The organism is Pseudoxanthomonas putridarboris, assembly GCF_038321125.1.
In the GTDB taxonomy this organism is placed as follows: Bacteria; Pseudomonadota; Gammaproteobacteria; order Xanthomonadales; family Xanthomonadaceae; genus Pseudoxanthomonas_A; species Pseudoxanthomonas_A putridarboris.
Genome location: NZ_JBBWWT010000006.1, coordinates 156,141 through 172,858 on the forward strand (window position 1 = coordinate 156,141; position 16,718 = coordinate 172,858).

At 68.5% G+C, this 16,718-nt stretch carries 15 protein-coding genes, 1 tRNA gene and 1 pseudogene; 12 read left to right on the forward strand and 5 right to left on the reverse strand.

Annotated features, from left to right (window positions below; genetic code table 11):
• Positions 1-171: 171 nt before the first annotated feature.
• The 3 genes from AAD027_RS13900 to AAD027_RS13910 are packed head-to-tail and all read left to right on the forward strand — an operon-like array spanning position 172 to position 3,534.
• The gene (locus AAD027_RS13900; RefSeq protein ID WP_341726617.1) at positions 172-1,656 is read left to right on the forward strand and encodes an MFS transporter; all 1,485 of its coding nucleotides are present in this window, start codon (positions 172-174) and stop codon (positions 1,654-1,656) included.
• Between the two features lie 32 nt (positions 1,657-1,688).
• Positions 1,689-2,705: a glycoside hydrolase family 43 protein gene (locus AAD027_RS13905; RefSeq protein WP_341726618.1), complete on the forward strand. Its 1,017-nt coding sequence runs from the start codon at positions 1,689-1,691 to the stop codon at positions 2,703-2,705.
• A 40-nt stretch (positions 2,706-2,745) separates the two neighbouring features.
• Complete coding sequence (locus tag AAD027_RS13910) at positions 2,746-3,534, forward strand: aldose epimerase family protein (protein WP_341726619.1); 789 nt, start codon at positions 2,746-2,748, stop codon at positions 3,532-3,534.
• Between the two features lie 72 nt (positions 3,535-3,606).
• Here AAD027_RS13910 and AAD027_RS13915 read toward each other — a convergent pair whose 3' ends face one another.
• Entirely contained in the window at positions 3,607-4,230 is a 624-nt protein-coding gene (locus tag AAD027_RS13915; RefSeq protein ID WP_341726620.1) for a glutathione S-transferase family protein, read from the reverse strand.
• Positions 4,231-4,596: 366 nt separating this feature from the next.
• Between AAD027_RS13915 and AAD027_RS13920 the strand changes: the two genes are divergently transcribed.
• The 4 genes from AAD027_RS13920 (at position 4,597) to AAD027_RS13935 (ending at position 8,479) form a co-directional block, all read left to right on the forward strand.
• Positions 4,597-5,181, forward strand: a complete 585-nt coding sequence (locus tag AAD027_RS13920; protein ID WP_341726621.1) for a TetR/AcrR family transcriptional regulator — start codon at positions 4,597-4,599, stop codon at positions 5,179-5,181.
• A gap of 100 nt (positions 5,182-5,281) precedes the next feature.
• The gene (locus AAD027_RS13925; RefSeq protein WP_341726622.1) at positions 5,282-5,986 is read left to right on the forward strand and encodes an SDR family oxidoreductase; all 705 of its coding nucleotides are present in this window, start codon (positions 5,282-5,284) and stop codon (positions 5,984-5,986) included.
• Between the two features lie 11 nt (positions 5,987-5,997).
• A complete protein-coding gene (locus AAD027_RS13930; RefSeq protein WP_341726623.1) occupies positions 5,998-7,260 on the forward strand; it encodes a multidrug effflux MFS transporter in 1,263 nt (420 codons plus the stop codon).
• A 31-nt stretch (positions 7,261-7,291) separates the two neighbouring features.
• Positions 7,292-8,479, forward strand: coding sequence for an acetyl-CoA C-acyltransferase (locus AAD027_RS13935; protein ID WP_341726624.1), 1,188 nt, complete (start codon positions 7,292-7,294; stop codon positions 8,477-8,479).
• 221 nt (positions 8,480-8,700) lie between these two features.
• Here AAD027_RS13935 and AAD027_RS13940 read toward each other — a convergent pair.
• Positions 8,701-8,777 (reverse strand) — tRNA-Met (locus AAD027_RS13940).
• Between the two features lie 116 nt (positions 8,778-8,893).
• Between AAD027_RS13940 and AAD027_RS13945 the strand changes: the two are divergent.
• From AAD027_RS13945 to bfr, 3 genes and pseudogenes are all read left to right on the forward strand, one after another.
• Positions 8,894-9,373 (forward strand): annotated as a pseudogene (locus AAD027_RS13945) (RNA pyrophosphohydrolase); the annotation flags it as partial.
• 183 nt (positions 9,374-9,556) lie between these two features.
• Entirely contained in the window at positions 9,557-9,766 is a 210-nt protein-coding gene (locus AAD027_RS13950; protein WP_341726625.1) for a (2Fe-2S)-binding protein, read from the forward strand.
• Positions 9,767-9,879: 113 nt separating this feature from the next.
• Positions 9,880-10,356, forward strand: coding sequence for a bacterioferritin (gene bfr, locus AAD027_RS13955; RefSeq protein WP_341726626.1), 477 nt, complete (start codon positions 9,880-9,882; stop codon positions 10,354-10,356).
• Here bfr and AAD027_RS13960 read toward each other — a convergent pair.
• From AAD027_RS13960 to AAD027_RS13970, 3 genes are all read right to left on the reverse strand, one after another.
• The gene (locus AAD027_RS13960; protein ID WP_341726627.1) at positions 10,323-12,812 is read right to left on the reverse strand and encodes an ATP-binding protein; all 2,490 of its coding nucleotides are present in this window, start codon (positions 12,810-12,812) and stop codon (positions 10,323-10,325) included. The two genes, bfr and AAD027_RS13960, sit on opposite strands and share 34 nt — an antisense overlap.
• A 9-nt stretch (positions 12,813-12,821) precedes the next feature.
• A complete protein-coding gene (locus AAD027_RS13965) occupies positions 12,822-14,723 on the reverse strand; it encodes an EAL domain-containing protein (protein ID WP_341726628.1) in 1,902 nt (633 codons plus the stop codon).
• Positions 14,724-14,806: 83 nt separating this feature from the next.
• Positions 14,807-15,430, reverse strand: a complete 624-nt coding sequence (locus tag AAD027_RS13970; protein WP_341726629.1) for a DUF4126 domain-containing protein — start codon at positions 15,428-15,430, stop codon at positions 14,807-14,809.
• A gap of 99 nt (positions 15,431-15,529) precedes the next feature.
• On the opposite strand from AAD027_RS13970, the gene AAD027_RS13975 reads away from it, so the two are divergent.
• Positions 15,530-16,261, forward strand: a complete 732-nt coding sequence (locus tag AAD027_RS13975; RefSeq protein ID WP_341726630.1) for a DUF6776 family protein — start codon at positions 15,530-15,532, stop codon at positions 16,259-16,261.
• The gene (locus tag AAD027_RS13980) at positions 16,261-16,686 is read left to right on the forward strand and encodes a bactofilin family protein (RefSeq protein ID WP_341726631.1); all 426 of its coding nucleotides are present in this window, start codon (positions 16,261-16,263) and stop codon (positions 16,684-16,686) included. The genes AAD027_RS13975 and AAD027_RS13980 overlap by 1 nt, the downstream gene beginning before the upstream one ends.
• The last annotated feature ends 32 nt before the right edge of the window (positions 16,687-16,718 follow it).

Genomic DNA, 16,718 nt, shown 5'->3' on the forward strand with positions numbered 1-16,718 from the left:
GGTTTTCCCTCCGCGGCCCTCTCCGGCGCTCCGGCGCCGGGTGGGTCGCGTTTTTTGGGCGCGGCATGCGCATCGCAGGGCGCGAACGCGCGGTGCCTGGCGGTGGACAGGAAGGGCATGCCATCTGCGACCATCCGCCCACGTTCCTTCCGCCACTACCCCAGGGTCGCCATGCATAGCACTTCGGAAAAGCTGTCCGTCACGGAAAAGGTGGGCTACAGCCTCGGCGACCTGGCGGCCAACCTGATCTTCCAGACGCTGGTGACGTACCTGGCGTTCTTCTATACCGACGTGTACCGGCTGCCGGCCGCCACGGCGGCGAAGGTCATCTTCTTCGTCGGCCTGTTGGGCGCGTTCGTGTTCACGCCCGTCATCGGCATCATCGCCGACCGCACCCGCACGCGCTGGGGCAAGTTCCGGCCGTGGATCCTGTGGACGGCCGTTCCCTTCGGCGTGCTGGCGCTGCTGGCTTTCAGCACGCCGGACCTGGGCGAGCGCGGCAAGGTCATCTATGCGTTGACCACCTACACCTTGCTGGTGCTGGTGTATGGCGCCAACAACCTGCCCTATTCCGCGCTCAGCGGCGTGCTGACGGGCAACATGGGCCAGCGCAACAGCCTGTCCGCCTACCGCTTCGTGGCGGTGATGATCGCGCAGTTCATCATCCAGGTGCTGCTGCTTCCGCTGGTGCTGATCCTGGGCGACGGCGACAAGGTCAAGGGCTTCGAGAGCGTGATGACCCTCTTCGCGATGGTCGGCACGCTGTTCTTCCTGATCACCTTCTTCACCACCCGCGAACGCGTCGTGCCGACCGCGGAGCAGTCATCCGGCGTGCTGCAGGACCTGTCCGATCTGGTCCGCAACCGGCCATGGCAGGTGATGCTGGCGCTCACCATCCTGGTGTTCGTCAACCTGGCGCTGAAGGGCGGGACGTACATCTACTACTTCCAGTACTACCTCAGCGAGACCGCGTTGGCCGGCTTCCTGGAAGGCATCGGCTTCAACGGTTTCATCGGCGCGATCAACGCCGCGCTGACCGGCGCGGGGCTGGCCGAGTTCCAGTGGCCGAAGGACGCCGCCACCTCGGCCTTCAGCCTGTTCAATGCCAGCGGCATCATCTGCATGATCCTGGGGATCGGATTGTCCCGGCCGCTCGCTGACCGGTTCGGCAAGCGCGACGTGTTCGGCGGCGCGTTGTTCGCCTCCACGCTGTTCCTGCTCGCCTTCTACCTGTACTCCCCCACCGCGATCGCGCTGGTGTTCGTTTCCTTCATGCTGCACGGTTTCTGCTACGGCATCACCATCCCGTTGCTGTGGGCGATGATCGCGGACGTGGCCGATTATTCGGAATGGAAGAACAACCGCCGCGCCACCGCCATCATCTTCTCGGCCATGATCTGCGGCCTGAAGATCGGCCTGAGCGTGGGCGGCGCGCTGGTGGCGGCGCTGCTGGCCCGCTACGGCTACGAGGCGGGTTCGGCGACGCAGTCGCCGCAGACGGTGGACGGCATCCGCCTGACCGTGAGCGTGTTCTGCTCGCTGCCCTTCCTGCTGGCCGTCGGCCTGTTGTTCCTGTACGAGATCAACAAGCCCCTGGAGTCGCGCATCGAGCGCGAACTGGGCGAGCGCAGGCTGCTGGCGGGAAACGCGCCTTGACTTCCGGATGCTTTCGAATGGCGGATACTCCCATGAGCGATGAGCCGGCGAACGTCGATCTGGAGGCCCTGGCCTCCAGGGCCATCTCGCAGCCGCTGGTGACGCACATCTACACCGCCGACCCGTCGGCGCACGTGTTCGAGGGACGGATCTACGTCTATCCCTCGCACGACATCGATGCCGGTGCGCCGTTCGACGACGAAGGCGGCCATTTCGGCATGGAGGACTACCACGTCCTGCGCATGGATTCGCCCGAGGGTCCGGCCGAGGACTGCGGCATGGCGCTGCACGTGCGCGACGTGCCCTGGGCGGACCGGCAGATGTGGGCGCCCGACGCGGCGTGCAGGGACGGGCGCTACTACCTGTACTTCCCGGCCAAGCGCGCCGACGGCATCTTCCAGTTGGGCGTCGCGGTGGGCGAGCGTCCCGCGGGTCCCTTCGTCGCCGAGCCGGAGCCCATCCGCGGCAGCTATTCGATCGACCCGGCGGTCTTCGCCGATGACGATGGCGAGCACTACCTGTACTTCGGCGGCATCTGGGGCGGCCAGTTGCAGAAGTACCGCGACAACGTCTACGACGCCGGCCACGGCGAGCCGGCGGACGACGAGCCTGCGCTCGGCCCGCGCGTGGCGCGCCTGGGGCCGGACATGAAGGAGTTCGCGGAAGCGCCGCGGGAAATCGTCATCCTCGACGAGAACGGACGGCCGCTGCGGGCCGGCGACCACGCACGGCGCTACTTCGAGGGGCCGTGGCTCCACAAGCATCAGGGCAAGTACTATTTCTCGTACTCTACCGGCAACACGCACCTGCTGTGCTACGCCACCGGCGACAGCCCCTACGGCCCCTTCACCTACCAGGGCCAGATCCTCAAGCCCGTGGTCGGATGGACCACGCACCATTCCATCTGCGCGTTCGAGGGCAGGTGGTACCTGTTCTACCACGATGCCCTGTTGTCCGGCGGCGTGACCCATCTGCGCTCGGTCAAGTTCACCGAACTTCACCATGACGAGCGGGGCAGGATCCGGACCATCGACCCGTATGGAGCCTGACCTCCATTCCCGTGCGCCATCGACCGGCGCCATGGCCCCGATGGCGCCAGGGCCCCTGACGACCATCGCGCATGGCGACCTGTCCGTCGACATCGCGCCGCAGGCGGGTGGGCGGATAGCACAGATCAGGCATCGCGGCGTCGAACAGCTGATCGGTCCGCACGACGGCACGCCCGCGATGATCGCGTGGGGCAGCTATCCCATGGTGCCGTGGGCGGGCCGCCTGCGGCATGGCCGCTTTTCGTTCGGGGGGCGCGATTACCGGCTTCCCCTGAATCACGGGGAACACGCCATCCATGGGGTGGCGTTCGGCCTGCCCTGGCAGGTCGATGCGCACGCGCAGGACCGCGCCGAACTATCGCTGCCGTTGCCGCAGGACCGGCGCTGGCCGTTCGGCGGCGTGGCGCGGCAAGCCATCCATGTGCAGGCGCAGCGCCTGGAGATGAGGCTGTCGCTGCAGGCCGGGACGCAGGCCATGCCCGCGGTGATCGGATGGCACCCGTGGTTCCGCAAGCCGGACCGCATCGAATTCTCTCCGACACGCTTTTACCCGCGCGACCCGCACGGCATCGCGACGCTGCCGCTCACGGTGCCGCCGCCGGGGCCCTGGGACGACTGCTTCATCAACGAGGCCGACGTCGTCGTGCATCGCGCCGGACAACGCCTGCGGCTGACATCGAACTGTGTCCACTGGGTCGTCTTCGACGAGGCCGCGCACGCCACCTGCATCGAACCGCAAAGCGGTCCGCCCGATGCGTTCAATCTCGAGCCCACCCTGCTGCTGCCGGGCGAGACGCTGGAGGCGTGGTTCCTGATCGAGTGGCAGTGATTCCGCCGTAGCGCCCCACACGTGGGTTCGATTTGCTGGCGGAGCGTTCCCAACGGATGGAATCCTTGCGGCTCAGCCCAGCCCGTTGAACGGGTCGCGCCATGCATCGATCGCGTCGATACGCGCGTACCAGGCCTGGATGTTCCGGAATCCGTCCAGCGGCAGGCGGGCTTCGGCGGCGAACGGCAGGGCCGATGCCACGCGGAAGTCGGCATAGGTCAGGGCTTCTCCCACCAGCCAGGTCCGGCCGGCGAGATGATCGTCCAGGACCGCACCGAATCTTTGAAGGTCCTCGTGCGCCTCTTCCAGCGCTTTCCAGTCGGCCGGCCTGTCGAAGTACCGCGGGACGATGATGTTCTCGAAGTAGAACGTCCCGCCGGCCTTGGTGAAATGGTGCGCGCTCCAGCTGACCCATTGCATCACTTCTTCCGTGCGGTCGGGCGGCCAGAACGCATCGTCCATCAGGGCCGAGAGCCGCATGACGATGGCATCGGTTTCCCAGAGCGTCCGCGTCTCCTCGACCAGCACCGGGACGAGGGTGTTGGGGTTGATGGCGCGGAAGGCCTGCTGGTCCTTGCCCATCGGGTCCGCGCGGACGAACTTGACGGGTGCCCCCAGATGGCGCGCCGCGGCTACCGCCACCCGTGGATTGAGGTTGTGCGAGTAATAAAGGGTGCCTATGGCCTTGGTCTGCATCGATTTGTCCCTCGGGTTCGGGTCGGTCCTCAGGTCGACGGTCGGGGGCGCCGGGAATCGACATGCCGGCCCGATGGCGGGTGCCAAATGCACAAGGGCCATGGTCAGATCTGCATGACCCGGTGTTCCCGCCTATCCCGGTCAGCCGGCCGGGACGTGGATGGCTTCCGTAAGGGGCTGATGAACCGAATTCAGGGAGTCGTACATCGGTGTCCGGGGGAGGACCATCCGCATCGGAACGACGTGCCAACGGAGGCCTTTGAACGCAAGAGGCCCCGCATCGCTGCAGGGTCTTCCGGGTGCCGCGCGGTGGATGATCTTGGTCGGCTTGCACCCCATCGGATTATGTTGCATGATGATCGTAATATGAATACAACGGCACGCAGCAGCCAGAAAGAAGCTTCCCGCGAGCGGATCCTCGATGCGGCCTCTCGTGCTGTGCGCCGGGTCGGCTTCCACGGTGTCGGGGTGGCCGACGTGATGCGCGAAGCCGGCCTCACGCATGGCGGCTTCTACGCGCATTTCGACTCCAGGGATGCCTTGCTGTCCGCCGCCGTCGCTCGGGCAGGCTCCGACGTGGCGAGCATTCTGGAAGAGAACATGAACCGCTTGACGCGCGCAGGCCTGAGCCCGTTCCGCGCCCTGGTGGAGAGCTACCTCTATGAAAGCGAGATCGGCAACCGGGAAAAAGGCTGTCCGGTCGCGGCACTGTGCTCCGAGATCCCCGGTCAGGCCCCCGACGTGGTGGATGCCTCGCAGCAACTCGTGCGCAACCTGCACCGCCTGGTCCACAAGATATTGCCTGCCGACCGCTCCGCCGGCGCCGCGTGGGCAGTGACCAGCCAGTTGGTTGGAGCGGTGCAACTGGCGAGGGCGCTGGGCGACAACCCGGATGGTCGCGCGGTCCTGGCGGCTGCCAAGCACGACCTGCTCGACCGATACGACGGTTGAATCGGGGCCGTCGGCGCAGCAATGGCCGGCGGGCATTTCTTCGATCTCAAATATTATGATCATCATATAAGCGCAACGCGCATAGCGCAGAGGATGTCCCATGAAACTCGAAGGTTCTGTTGTCCTGGTCACCGGGGCCAATCGCGGTCTCGGTCTTGAGTTCTCCAAGCAACTGCTGGCGCGCGGCGCCGCGAAGGTCTACGCCGCGGCGCGCAATCCGGCCTCGGTCACGCTGCCTGGCGTGGTGCCGATCCGGCTGGATGTGACCAAGCCCGAAGAGGTCGCGGAAGCTGCGCGCGCCTGTGGCGATGTCACCGTGCTGATCAACAACGCAGGCATCGGCCGGCTGGGTGGATTCCTCGGCGAAGATGCCGACGCGCTGCTGCGCGAACAACTGGAAACCAACCTCTTCGGCGTGCTGAACACGAGCCGGGCCTTCGCCGGCACCCTGGGCCGCAACGGCGGCGGTGCGCTGGTGAACATCCTGTCCATCGTGAGCTGGATCAACACGCCGGCCATCGCCGCCTATAGCGTCTCCAAGGCGGCGGCCTGGTCGTTGACCAATGGCCTGCGCCACGAGCTGCGGGCCCAGGGCACCCAGGTCCTGGGCTTCCATGCCGGCTTCATCGACACCGACCTCGTGCGGGATTTAGACGTGCCCAAGACCACGCCCGAAGAGGTCGTTCGCCTCACGCTTGACGCGCTGGAAGCCGGAGAGGAAGAAGTCGTCGTCGATGAACCGTCCCGCGAGGTCAAGCAAGGGCTGTCGCACGGCGTCTACCTCACCGAAATCGCTGTCGGCTGACGGGGGCACCCATGACCAGCCCGGCCACGGAACGCCCCGACCTGCAGGCAGTGCCGGGCAGCGCGGTGCTCGACACGAATCTCGTGCCGGTGGCGCGCCGCCTGACGGGTTCGCTGCTCTTCCTGCTGGCCGGCCTGGCCGCGCTCGGGGCGTTGTCGACCAACATCATCTTGCCGGCCTTCCCGGACATGGGTAGCGCCCTGGGCGTTTCGACCAAGGATCTCGGCGTCACGCTCAGCAGCTTCTTCGTTGCGTTCGCGGCGGGCCAGCTGCTGGTGGGGCCGCTGTCCGATCGCTTCGGCAGGCGGTGGCTGGTGCTGGGCGGGCTGGCCGTGTTCCTGGCCGGCAGCGCGCTGTGCGCAGTGGCCACGAGCCTGCCCTGGCTCGTGGCGGGCCGTGTCGTGCAGGCGCTGGGCGTCTGCGCGGCCTCGGTGCTGTCGCGCGCCATCGCGCGCGACCTCTTCGAGGGCGAGGCGCTCGCACGCACGCTGGCGCTCATCATGGTGGCGATGGCCGCGGCGCCGGGCTTCTCTCCACTGCTCGGCGGCGCGCTGAACAGCCTGGTCGGTTGGCGCGGCGCCTTCGTGCTGGTGGGGGTGCTCGGGCTCGTGCTCGCGGCGCACTACGTCGTCAGCACCGGGGAAACGCACCCTGCCGATCGCCGCGCATCGGTATCGGCCGGGGCCATCGTGAAGGGTTACGCCCATCTGCTCATCGATGGCCGGTTCATCGTGCCGGCCGCGTCGGTCAGCCTGGTGCTCGGTGCGCTCTATGCGTTCTTCGCGACGGCTCCTGCCATCCTGATGGATGGTTTCGGCTTCTCGTCGCTGGGACTTGGTCTGTTTTTCGCCACGACCGTGTTCGTGGTGTTCGGTGCCGGCCTGCTCGCGCCGCGCCTGGCCCATCGCCGGGGGCAGCGGCCGGTGGCATTGGCCGGCATCGCGATCGCACTCGGCGGCGGCATTCTGCTGCTGCTGGGCGCGCAGACCACCACGATGTTCAGCCTGTCGCTGGCGGTCTTCCTGCTCGGCATGGGGATGGTGAATCCACTCGGCACTGCGATCGCACTGCAGCCGTTCGGCATGCAGGCGGGCACTGCCTCGGCCTTGCTCGGCTTCCTGCAGATGGGCAGCGCCGCGCTCGCCATCAGCATCGCCAGCTCGCTCGACCTGGCCGCCTACTCATCCCTGGGCATCGTGCTGGCGGGTTGCACGGGCCTGTCCCTCATCGTCTTCGCAATCGGCATGCGCCAGCGGTCTTCGACCTCGCCGTAGATGGGCGCACAGCCATTCCAGGGAATCCGCCATGTCCTTCGATCCCATCGTCATCGTCGCCGCAACACGCACGCCGCTCGGCCGCTTCCTCGGCGACCTGGCGCCCGCGCCGGCCACGCAACTCGGCGCACACGTCATCCGCGCCGCCCTCCAGCGATCCGGCCTGCCGGCCGACCGCGTGGACGAAGTGCTGATCGGCTGCGTCCTGCCCGCCGGCCAGGGACAGGCGCCGGCCCGCCAGGCGGCACGCGGCGCGGGGCTTCCCGATGCAACCGGTGCGACCACCATCAACAAGGTCTGCGGCTCGGGCATGAAGGCCACCATGCTCGGACACGACCTGATCCTGGCGAGTGCCGCGGACATCGTCGTCTCCGGCGGCATGGAATCGATGTCGAACGCACCGTACCTGCTTGCGCGCGCCCGAAGCGGCTACCGCGTGGGGCACGATCGCGTGCTCGACCACATGATGCTCGACGGTCTCGAAGACGCCTACGAGCCCGGCCGGGCCATGGGCGACTTCGGCGAGGCTGCCGCACAAACCTACGGATTCACCCGCGCCGACCAGGATGCCTACGCCGCGCAGACGCTGATGCGGGCCCGGACGGCCATCGAGAGCGGCGCCTTCGCCGACGAGATCAGCCCGATCTCGATTGCCGGCAAGGGTGGCGAGCACATCGTGGCCCACGACGAGCACCCGCTGAAGGTGTCGCCCGACAAGATCCCGACGCTGAAGCCCGCCTTCCGCGCCGACGGCACGATCACGGCCGCGAGCGCATCGGCGAACGCCGACGGCGCCGCCGCGCTGGTTCTTACCCGCCGCTCGCTGGCCGAGCGGGAATCCCTGCCGATCCTGGCCGAGATCAAGGCGCACGCCACCCACAGCCAGGCACCAGCCTGGTACACGACGGCGCCGATCCCGGCGATCCGGAAGCTGCTCGACAAGACGGGCTGGTCGGTGGGCGACGTCGACCTGTTCGAGATCAACGAAGCTTTCGCCGTGGTTGCGATGGCCGCCGCCAAGGATCTCGGCATCGATCGCGAGCGGCTCAACGTCAACGGCGGCGCCTGCGCGCTCGGCCACCCCATCGGCGCGACTGGCGCCCGCTTGATCGTGACCCTGCTGCACGCCCTGCAGCGGCGCGGCCTGCGCCGCGGCGTGGCATCGCTGTGCATCGGGGGCGGCGAAGCGACCGCCATCGCCATCGAAATCCCGCACTGATCCGCGCGCCGGGACCGATTGGATCTCCGGCTATCTGATGGTTCAACAGCCCGCTGAGTAGTGGGGGCGATGCGGGCCGGGCGCTGCCAGAGAAGCTGGAACCGTGTGGTGCCGTAAGCCACCCCTAAACCGGCCCACCCAGCCAGCCAACCCCGGCACGCGCCCACAAAAAACCCGCCTGACGGCGGGTTCGTTCAACGCGTTGATTCCCAACGGGAATCTGGTGGCTATGGGTGGACTCGAACCACCGACCCCAGCATTATGAGTGCTGTGCTCTAACCGGCTGAGCTACATAGCCGCGCGAACCGCGTATTCTTCATTTCCGGCCCCTGCCTGTCAACCGGAGCGGCCGCGCTTGTGGCCCGGGGCGGGCCGTGGCAGAGTCGGAGCCAGTAGATTTAAGGAGTCCGCATCGTGATCGATCCGGACGGCTACCGACCCAACGTCGGGATCGTGTTGATGCGCCCGGATGGCCGGGTCTTCTGGGCGCGGCGCGTGCGCCGGGACGGCTGGCAGTTCCCGCAGGGCGGCATGAACACGGACGAGACGCCGGTCGAGGCCATGTACCGCGAGTTGCGCGAAGAAACCGGCCTGTTGCCCGAACATGTGGAAGTTCTGGGCGTTACCCCGGGCTGGCTGCGCTATCGCCTGCCGCCGCGGGCGATCCGTCGCAACGAACGCCAGGTCTGCATCGGCCAGAAGCAGGTCTGGTTCCTGCTGCGCCTGGTCGGCGACGAAGCCCACCTGCGGCTGGACGTGACCGACACGCCCGAGTTCGACCACTGGCGCTGGGTGGATTTCTGGTATCCGGTCGAGCACGTGGTCATGTTCAAGCGACGGGTGTACGCCAGCGCACTCGGGCATCTGGCCCCGTTCGCGCGCGGCGTGGCGGGGCCCCAGGCGGTGCCGCCGCAACTGCCCGATCCGCGCCCGCAGGAGGGCGCGCGCTGGCGTGGACGGTGCCGGCCGGCGCGTAAACGGGGCTCGGGCAGCGAGCCCGTTAAGAATTGACAATCATTCTCATTCGCGCTTGAATGGTCGCGGGCCGTTCCGCGCCCGCCGCACCCTGCCGCCACTGTGTACGTCTGCATCTGCAACGGCGTGACCGAACGCCAGATCCGCGAAGCCGCCGCCCATGGATGCCGTACCGTCGCCGAACTGACGATGCGCACCGGTTGCGGCGCCACCTGCGGCACCTGCCTGGATACCGCCGTGGATCTGCTGGACAGCGTGCATGGCGGGCGTGAGCCGCTGTTCCCCATCCTCAATCTTTCGCACGCGGCCTGAGCGCACCGCGGCCGCTCGTCGGTCGCACTGTCGAGATGAACACGATTCGCGTTCCGCCGTCGGCGGCGCGAACTCGCTAACCTTCCGCCATCTTCCCCCGCAGGAGCATGGCCATGAAGGGTGACGCCAAGGTCATCGAGTACCTCAACAAGGCGCTCTACAACGAACTCACCGCGATCAACCAGTACTTCCTGCATGCCAAGATGCTGAAGAACTGGGGCTTCAACGAGCTCGCCAAGCACGAGTACGAGGAATCCATCGACGAGATGAAGCATGCGGACAAGCTGTCCGAGCGCATCCTGTTCCTCGATGGACTGCCGAACTTCCAGGCGCTGGGCAAGCTGCGCATCGGCGAGAACCCGCGCGAGATCCTGGAATGCGACCTGGCGCTGGAACACGAGGCGCTGCCGTTGCTGCGCGAGGCCATCGCGTACTGCGAGACGGTGGCCGACTTCGTCAGCCGCAAGCTGTTCGTCGACATCCTGGATTCGGAAGAGGAACACATCGACTGGCTGGAGACCCAGCTGTCGGTGATCGACCGCATCGGCGAGCCGAACTACCTGCTGACGAAGCTGGAAGGCGACGACTGAGCCGCGACCTGGGCCGCCAGCGGGCGGCCCAGTTGCTGCGCGGCGTAGCCCTGCAACGCCATGCGCGCGCGCGCGTACTCGGCGATCACCAGCGCCACCGCCACGGCGGGGCGCTCAAGCTTGCGCGCGCGCGCGCCCAGTTCCACGCGCTTGGCCGCGGCCGACAACGCCATCGCGCCGACGTTCGCGCTGGACGATTTCAACGTATGCGCCGCATCGCGCATCGCATCCAGGTCCGGCACGGCGGCGGCCTTCTCCAGCGTACCGATCAGGCGCGGCGCATCCTCCAGGAACACCGCGATGATGCGCGCGGTTTCGTCGCCGGCGATCTCGCGCAGTTCCTCCAGCATGGTCTGGTCCAGTACCGGGAAGCTGGGCGCCGGCGCCCGCGCGGTCGCCACGGGCGGGGCGGGGGTGGCGGGTTCCGCGGCCGGCGCCAGCGCGGCGTTGCGCAGCACGAAGGTCATGCGGTCCGGCAGCCAGCGGTGCAGGCAGCTTTCCAGTTGGTCGCGCGAGACCGGCTTGGCCAGGTAGTCGTCCATGCCGGCGTCCAGGCAACGCTGGCGGTCGCCGGCCATGGCATTGGCGGTCATCGCGATGATGGGCAACCGCTGCGCCGGCGAATGCTGCAGCTCATGCTCGCGCCAACGACGGGTGGCGGCGTAGCCGTCCAGCACCGGCATCTGGCAATCCATCAGGATCAGGTCGAAGTTCTCCACCTGCATCCGCTTCAGCGCGATGTCGCCGTTGGCCGCGGTTTCGCACTGGAACCCCAGGGCGGACAGCAGTTTCTGCGCCACCAGCAGGTTGACGGGGTTGTCTTCCACCAGCAGCAGGCGGGGGCGTGTGCGCATAGCGCTGACCACGGGGGATTCGGGAATGGCGTCGAGGTCCACGGTAAGCGCGGCGGCGGGAAGGGATACGGCTTCGATCATGGTCTCGAGCGCGGGTTGCGCGGCCGGGGGCGCCGGGGCGGCTGGCGGCGCGGACGGGAAGATCTCCTCCATCGCCGGCGTATCCGCGTCCGTATCCGGTTCCGGCGTGGCGCCGGTCAACGCGGCGCGCAGGTCGGCGTCCGGCGCCTGCCGCGACAGCAGCGTGCTGCGCGGATGCAGTTCCGCGGGCACGGCATCGTCGCCGTACAGCCAGATCAGCCGCAGCGTGTCGGGAAGCGGCCGGCGATCGATGGCGCGGTGCAACGCCAGCGCGGTGCTGCGGATGCCGCCGGCATCGGCCAGCACGGCGATGTAGTCCTGCTGCCCCTGTTCGGCGACCAGGCGCAGGCGGTCCAGCGCTTCCTGGGTGGTTTCCACCGCCACCGGCTGCATGCCCCAGTTGGTGGACAGCAGCGCCAGGCGCTGGCGCAGGCGCGCATCGGGCGAAACGATCAGCACGCGGCCGTGGTCGAGCGCGCCGTTGTCGCGCTGGCGCAGGTCGCCGATGACCTTCATCAGCGGCACCTCGAACCAGAACGTCGAACCGCGGCCGATTTCCGACACCACGTCGATGCGGCCGCCCATCAGGTCCACGATGCGCCGGCAGATGGCCAGCCCCAGCCCGGTGCCGCCGTACAGGCGCGTGGTGGAGGCGTCGGCCTGGCTGAAGGAATGGAACAGCCGGTTGCGCGCTTCCTCCTCGATGCCGATGCCGGTGTCGCGCACTTCGAAGCGCAGCAGGTGTTGCGCGGCGGTCTCGCCCAGCCGGCGCACGACCACGGTGATCGAGCCGCGGTCGGTGAACTTGATGGCGTTGCCGATCAGATTGGTCAGCACCTGGCGCAGGCGCACCGGATCGCCGCGCACCGGCAGGCGCACCGAGGGGTCCAGTTGCAGGCTCAGGCGCAGGCCCTTGTTCTCGGCGGGCCGGTACATCAGCTGCAGCACGCCATCCAGCAGTTCGCGCAGGTTGAAGCCGGTGATCTCCAGTTCCAGTTTGTTCGCCTCCAGCTTGGAGTAGTCGAGGATGTCATCGACGATGCGCAGCAACTGGTGCGACGAAGCGCTGGCGGTGTTCAACATCTCGCGCTGGTCCGGCGCCAGCGAGGCGCGCGACAGCATTTCCAGCATCGGCACGATGCCGTTGAGCGGCGTGCGGATCTCGTGGCTCATGGTGGCGAGGAATTCGCCCTTGGCCATCGCGGCGGACTCGGCGGCCTGCTTGGCCCGCACCAGGTCCTGTTCCAGGCGGTCGTGGTGCTGCAGCTCGCGCTGGAGACTGTCGCGCTCGGATTCGGCCATCGCCGCGCGCGCCTGCACGCCCGCGTGCAGGCGGGCCTGTTCGCGCGCGCGCAGAGCGACGACGAGGGTGGCGATGGCGGTGGCCACGCCCGTGCCCGCCGCGACCAGGTGCCAGGGACCGGCCAGGCCGGCCAGCGCCACGCCGATGGCGGCGAGGGTTGCCAGCGCCAGGGCCGTGGCGACCCAGGGCGCTATCGGTGCGCGTTCGGCAATGGGCATCGGCAAGCCCTAGAGCACCGCATTGTGGAAGTCGAAGCCCAGTTCGCTGCCGACCGCCTGCACCAGGTTGCCCTGGATGAAATCGACCCCGCCCATCCACATGGCGGCGGCGGCCTGCGGGTCCTCGATCTGCTGGCCGATCACCTGCAGGCCCTGGCGATGGGCATGGTCGATGACGCTGCGCAACTGGTCGCGCAGCTTCGGGTCGGCGTGCGCGCCGGCGAACTTGCTGGACACGCGCACGAAACCCAGGGGCAACTGGGTCAGTAGCGCATCGGCCTCGGCGCCCGGCTCGAACTGGCTCAGGCAGAACTGCACGCCGGCCGGCATCAGCTGCTGGCAGAACTCGCGCAGGGTCACCGTATGGATCAGCGCGTCGGCCAGGCGCAGGTCGATGACCAGCGAAGTGCCTTCGATGCCGCGCGCACGCAGCGCATCCAGCAGCCATTGCGCATGCGATTCGCGCGCCAGCGAGCGCGGAGACTGCGAGACGAACAGCCGCAGCGACGGCCCCTGCGCCTGCCGCTCGGCCAGCACGAACAGCGCGTGTTCCAGCACCCAGTGGTCGATCTGCGCGATGCCGCCGGCCAGTTCCGCCGCCGGGATCACCTGCGAGGCCGGCAGCAGCGAGCCGTCGGGCTGGCGCATGCGCAGCAGCACCTGGTACTGCGCCTGGTCGTTGCCGGCCACGGCCACGATCGGCTGGTACGCCAATTCGAACTGGCCGTCCTCGAGCGAGATGCGTGGCGCGTCGTCGTCGACCTGCGCCGGCACGTAGGCGGCCATGCTGTCGGCCTTCAGGCGCGCCTGCAGCACGGCACGCTCGATCGCTTCCAGCGCGCTGCCCGCGTCGGCGAAGCCCAGCGAAAGCGCGGTATAGCCCACCGAACCGCGAAGCTTCAGCACTTCGTCCGGGCGGGCCTGGAAGTCGTGGCCGGCCAGCCCGTCGCGCAACTGCTGCGCCAGCGCAGCCAGGGTGGTCTCGTCCACGCTGTCGGCCAGCATCAGGAAACTGTTGTCGTTGAGCCGCGCCACCGGGTGCGGCGACGCGGAGGCGGCCAGTTGCCGGGCGGCCTGGTTCATCAGGTGCTCGAACACCGCGTAGCCGTAGCGCTCGCGCAGGCTCAGCGCGCTGTTGACCTCGACGAAGAACAGGCCGCCGCGCGAGCGGCGCTGCAGCGAATCCGTCAGCTGCTGCAGCACGAAGGTCCGCGTCGGCAGGCCGGTCTCGGTGTTGACGGCCGGCCGCGGCGCCGACGCCTGGTCGCGCTGGCGCGCGCGCTGGATGCGGTTGGACACCGCGGCGATCAGGTGGCGCGGGCGGATCGGCTTGTTGAGGAAGTCGTCCGCGCCGCTTTCCAGTACTTCGAACTGGCGTTCCGGGTCCGGGTCGCCGGTCAGGAACACGATCGGCAGGTGCAGGTACTCGGGTTGCTGGCGCAGCAGCATGGTCAGCGACATGCCGTCCTGGCCGGGCATGTGCAGGTCCATCAGCACCAGGTCGGGACGGAAGCGGCGCATCGTCTCCAGCACGCCGTCGGACTGCATCTGCACCTCGGCCTGCATGCCGGCGCCATGCAGCACGCTTTGCGCGAACAGGGCCTGGCCGCGGTCGTCCTCGACGATCAGCACGCGGTAGGGCGCATCGGCCCGCACCGGTTCGTCCGCGGCCGCGCGGTCCGCCGTCGCGGGCGCCGCAACGGCAGCGGCGGACGGCGCGGTCGACGGGTCTTCGGGCGTCGGGGGCGTGGCGGTCATCTCGATGGGCTCTCCGGTTCCGGGCGTTTCCACGTCCTCGGCGCCGGCATCGCCGACCCAGCGGCGCCAATAGTGCGCGGGCGGGGTTTCGGCCCGCAGGCGGGAACGCGAAGGCTCATCCTGCATACGGGATGTGGAATCGATGGCGGACATCAGGCTTCCCCAAGCTGAGCCCCATTATGCGATGAAGTTCACGGGTCTGGGCAGGCCCATCATCCCCGATGCGGTGGCGGGTGTCACGGGCCGGAGGTCGTGGTGGGCGTGGAGGCGCCCACCGGGGACGGCTGCAACATGCGCTTCAGGCCGCGCGAGAGCTTGCGCCAGACCCACCACACCATCAGCGCCACCAGCACGGAGACGCCGACGACGATGGACAACGCGACCCAGGGGTAGGCGAAGGCCAGCGACAGGCCGCCGACCACCACGGCGTCCTCGGCGACCGAGGCGGTCCAGTTGCTGACCGGCTCCGGCGAGGTGTTCATCAGCGCGCGCGAGCCGCTCTTCAGCAGGTGGCTGGTCAAGGCGACGCCGGCACCGGCGGCCAGCGCGCCGCCGCTGAGCTGGCCGTCCGGCGACAGCGTGGCGGCGGCCAGGAAGGCGCCCGCCGGCACCCGCGCCAGGGTCTGCAACAGGTCCCAGCCCGAGTCCACGCCCGGGATCTTGTCGGCGAAGAATTCCGTCAGCGCCAATGCGCCCGAGGTGCCCAGCACCCACCAGGACTGGGTGACCTGCAGGGCGGGCGGCAGGTCCAGCCAGCCCAGCGCGCCGGCCAGTCCCAGACCGAACACGGTCAGGTAGACCCGGATCCCGGCCATCCATGCCAACAGGATCCCAATTACGAAAAGATGTGCTTCGGACATGCCGGCGATTCCCTTTAGACTCAGCGGCCCTGTTGACTCGGCGAGTATAGGCGTCCCGACTGGCTGCTGGCTGAGCCGCAGGCGCGCCGCATCTCCGCAATGCCCGCGCATTCCCCGTCCCGCTTCCAGATCGTGCCGCGCCAGAGGACCCGCCGGGTCGGCCTGTGGTGGGCATGGGCGCTGGCGTGGATCGCCACGGTGGCGGCGGCATGGGTGCTGGCCAGCCACACGGCCGCCCCGCGCCTGGCGCAGGTGGACGCCCGCCTGCGCCAGGCCGAGGTCGCCCTGCAGCAGACGCGCACCCAGCTGGGCACGCTGCAGCAGCGCGAATCCACGCTGGCCCGTTCGGACCAGATCAGCCGTGCGGCCAATGCCGAAGTGCAGGCCACGCTGGCCGAACGCGACGAGGAAATCGCCGGCCTGCGCGCCGATGTCGCTTTCTACGAACGCTTGGTCGGCGCGACCAGCCCGCGCAAGGGCCTCAACGTCCACGTGGCCGAGTTCGAACCCGCGTCCGGCGGCAGCTGGCGCTACCAGATCATGCTGACCCAGACCCTCAACCGCGGCGCCATCAGCGAAGGGCAGATGCGTTTCAGCGTGGAGGGCGTGCGCGACGGCAAGCTGGCCTCGGTCGCCTGGGACGAACTGCACCAGCAGCGCGCCGCGCCGGGGCAGGGATATTCCTTCCGTTATTTCCAGCAGTTGGATGGCAGCGTCATGCTGCCGCGCGGTTTCACCCCCCAGCGCGTCAAGGTGACGCTGGACGGTGAGAACGTGGCGGTGGAGCAGGCCTTCGACTGGAAGACCGCCACAGCCGCAGGAGGCAAGTGATGAAGTTCAAGACCCCCAAGCCGATCCGCCCGGACGTGGGCGCCATCGACACCCTGATCGGCCCCCAGGTGATCATCCGCGGCGACGTGGTGTTCAGCGGCGGCCTGTACGTGGAAGGCCGCATCCACGGCAAGGTGGTGGCCGAGGACGGCGAGCGCGCGGTGGTGACGCTGGCCGAGCAGGGCAGCATCGAGGGCGAGATCCGCGCGCCGGTGGTGGTGATCAACGGCCGCATGACCGGCGACGTGCACGCGCTGGAACGGATCGAACTGGCCGCCAACGCCCGCGTGCAGGGCAACCTGCACTACAAGGTGGTGGAGATGAGCGCCGGTGCCCAGCTGACCGGCCGGCTGATCCACGCCGATGCCGCCGCCGTGGCCGCGGATGCCGCATTGCCGGAAGCCTGGGTCGCCGCCGAGGCCTGAGCCGCGGTCCGGCGGGGACCGTTCAGAGGCCC

Excerpts from the sequence above, each read along its gene's own strand:
- AAD027_RS13920 (WP_341726621.1), top strand. The coding sequence starts at position 4,597 with ATGAATACAACGGCACGCAGCAGCCAGAAAGAAGCTTCCCGCGAGCGG.
- AAD027_RS13930 (WP_341726623.1), top strand. The coding sequence starts at position 5,998 with ATGACCAGCCCGGCCACGGAACGCCCCGACCTGCAGGCAGTGCCGGGC.
- AAD027_RS13980 (WP_341726631.1), top strand. The coding sequence starts at position 16,261 with ATGAAGTTCAAGACCCCCAAGCCGATCCGCCCGGACGTGGGCGCCATC.
- AAD027_RS13905 (WP_341726618.1), top strand. The coding sequence starts at position 1,689 with ATGAGCGATGAGCCGGCGAACGTCGATCTGGAGGCCCTGGCCTCCAGG.
- AAD027_RS13965 (WP_341726628.1), bottom strand. The coding sequence starts at position 14,723 with ATGTCCGCCATCGATTCCACATCCCGTATGCAGGATGAGCCTTCGCGT.
- AAD027_RS13915 (WP_341726620.1), bottom strand. The coding sequence starts at position 4,230 with ATGCAGACCAAGGCCATAGGCACCCTTTATTACTCGCACAACCTCAAT.
- AAD027_RS13970 (WP_341726629.1), bottom strand. The coding sequence starts at position 15,430 with ATGTCCGAAGCACATCTTTTCGTAATTGGGATCCTGTTGGCATGGATG.
- AAD027_RS13910 (WP_341726619.1), top strand. The coding sequence starts at position 2,746 with ATGGCGCCAGGGCCCCTGACGACCATCGCGCATGGCGACCTGTCCGTC.
- AAD027_RS13935 (WP_341726624.1), top strand. The coding sequence starts at position 7,292 with ATGTCCTTCGATCCCATCGTCATCGTCGCCGCAACACGCACGCCGCTC.
- AAD027_RS13960 (WP_341726627.1), bottom strand. The coding sequence starts at position 12,812 with ATGCCCATTGCCGAACGCGCACCGATAGCGCCCTGGGTCGCCACGGCC.
- AAD027_RS13900 (WP_341726617.1), top strand. The coding sequence starts at position 172 with ATGCATAGCACTTCGGAAAAGCTGTCCGTCACGGAAAAGGTGGGCTAC.
- AAD027_RS13925 (WP_341726622.1), top strand. The coding sequence starts at position 5,282 with ATGAAACTCGAAGGTTCTGTTGTCCTGGTCACCGGGGCCAATCGCGGT.
- bfr (WP_341726626.1), top strand. The coding sequence starts at position 9,880 with ATGAAGGGTGACGCCAAGGTCATCGAGTACCTCAACAAGGCGCTCTAC.
- AAD027_RS13975 (WP_341726630.1), top strand. The coding sequence starts at position 15,530 with ATGCCCGCGCATTCCCCGTCCCGCTTCCAGATCGTGCCGCGCCAGAGG.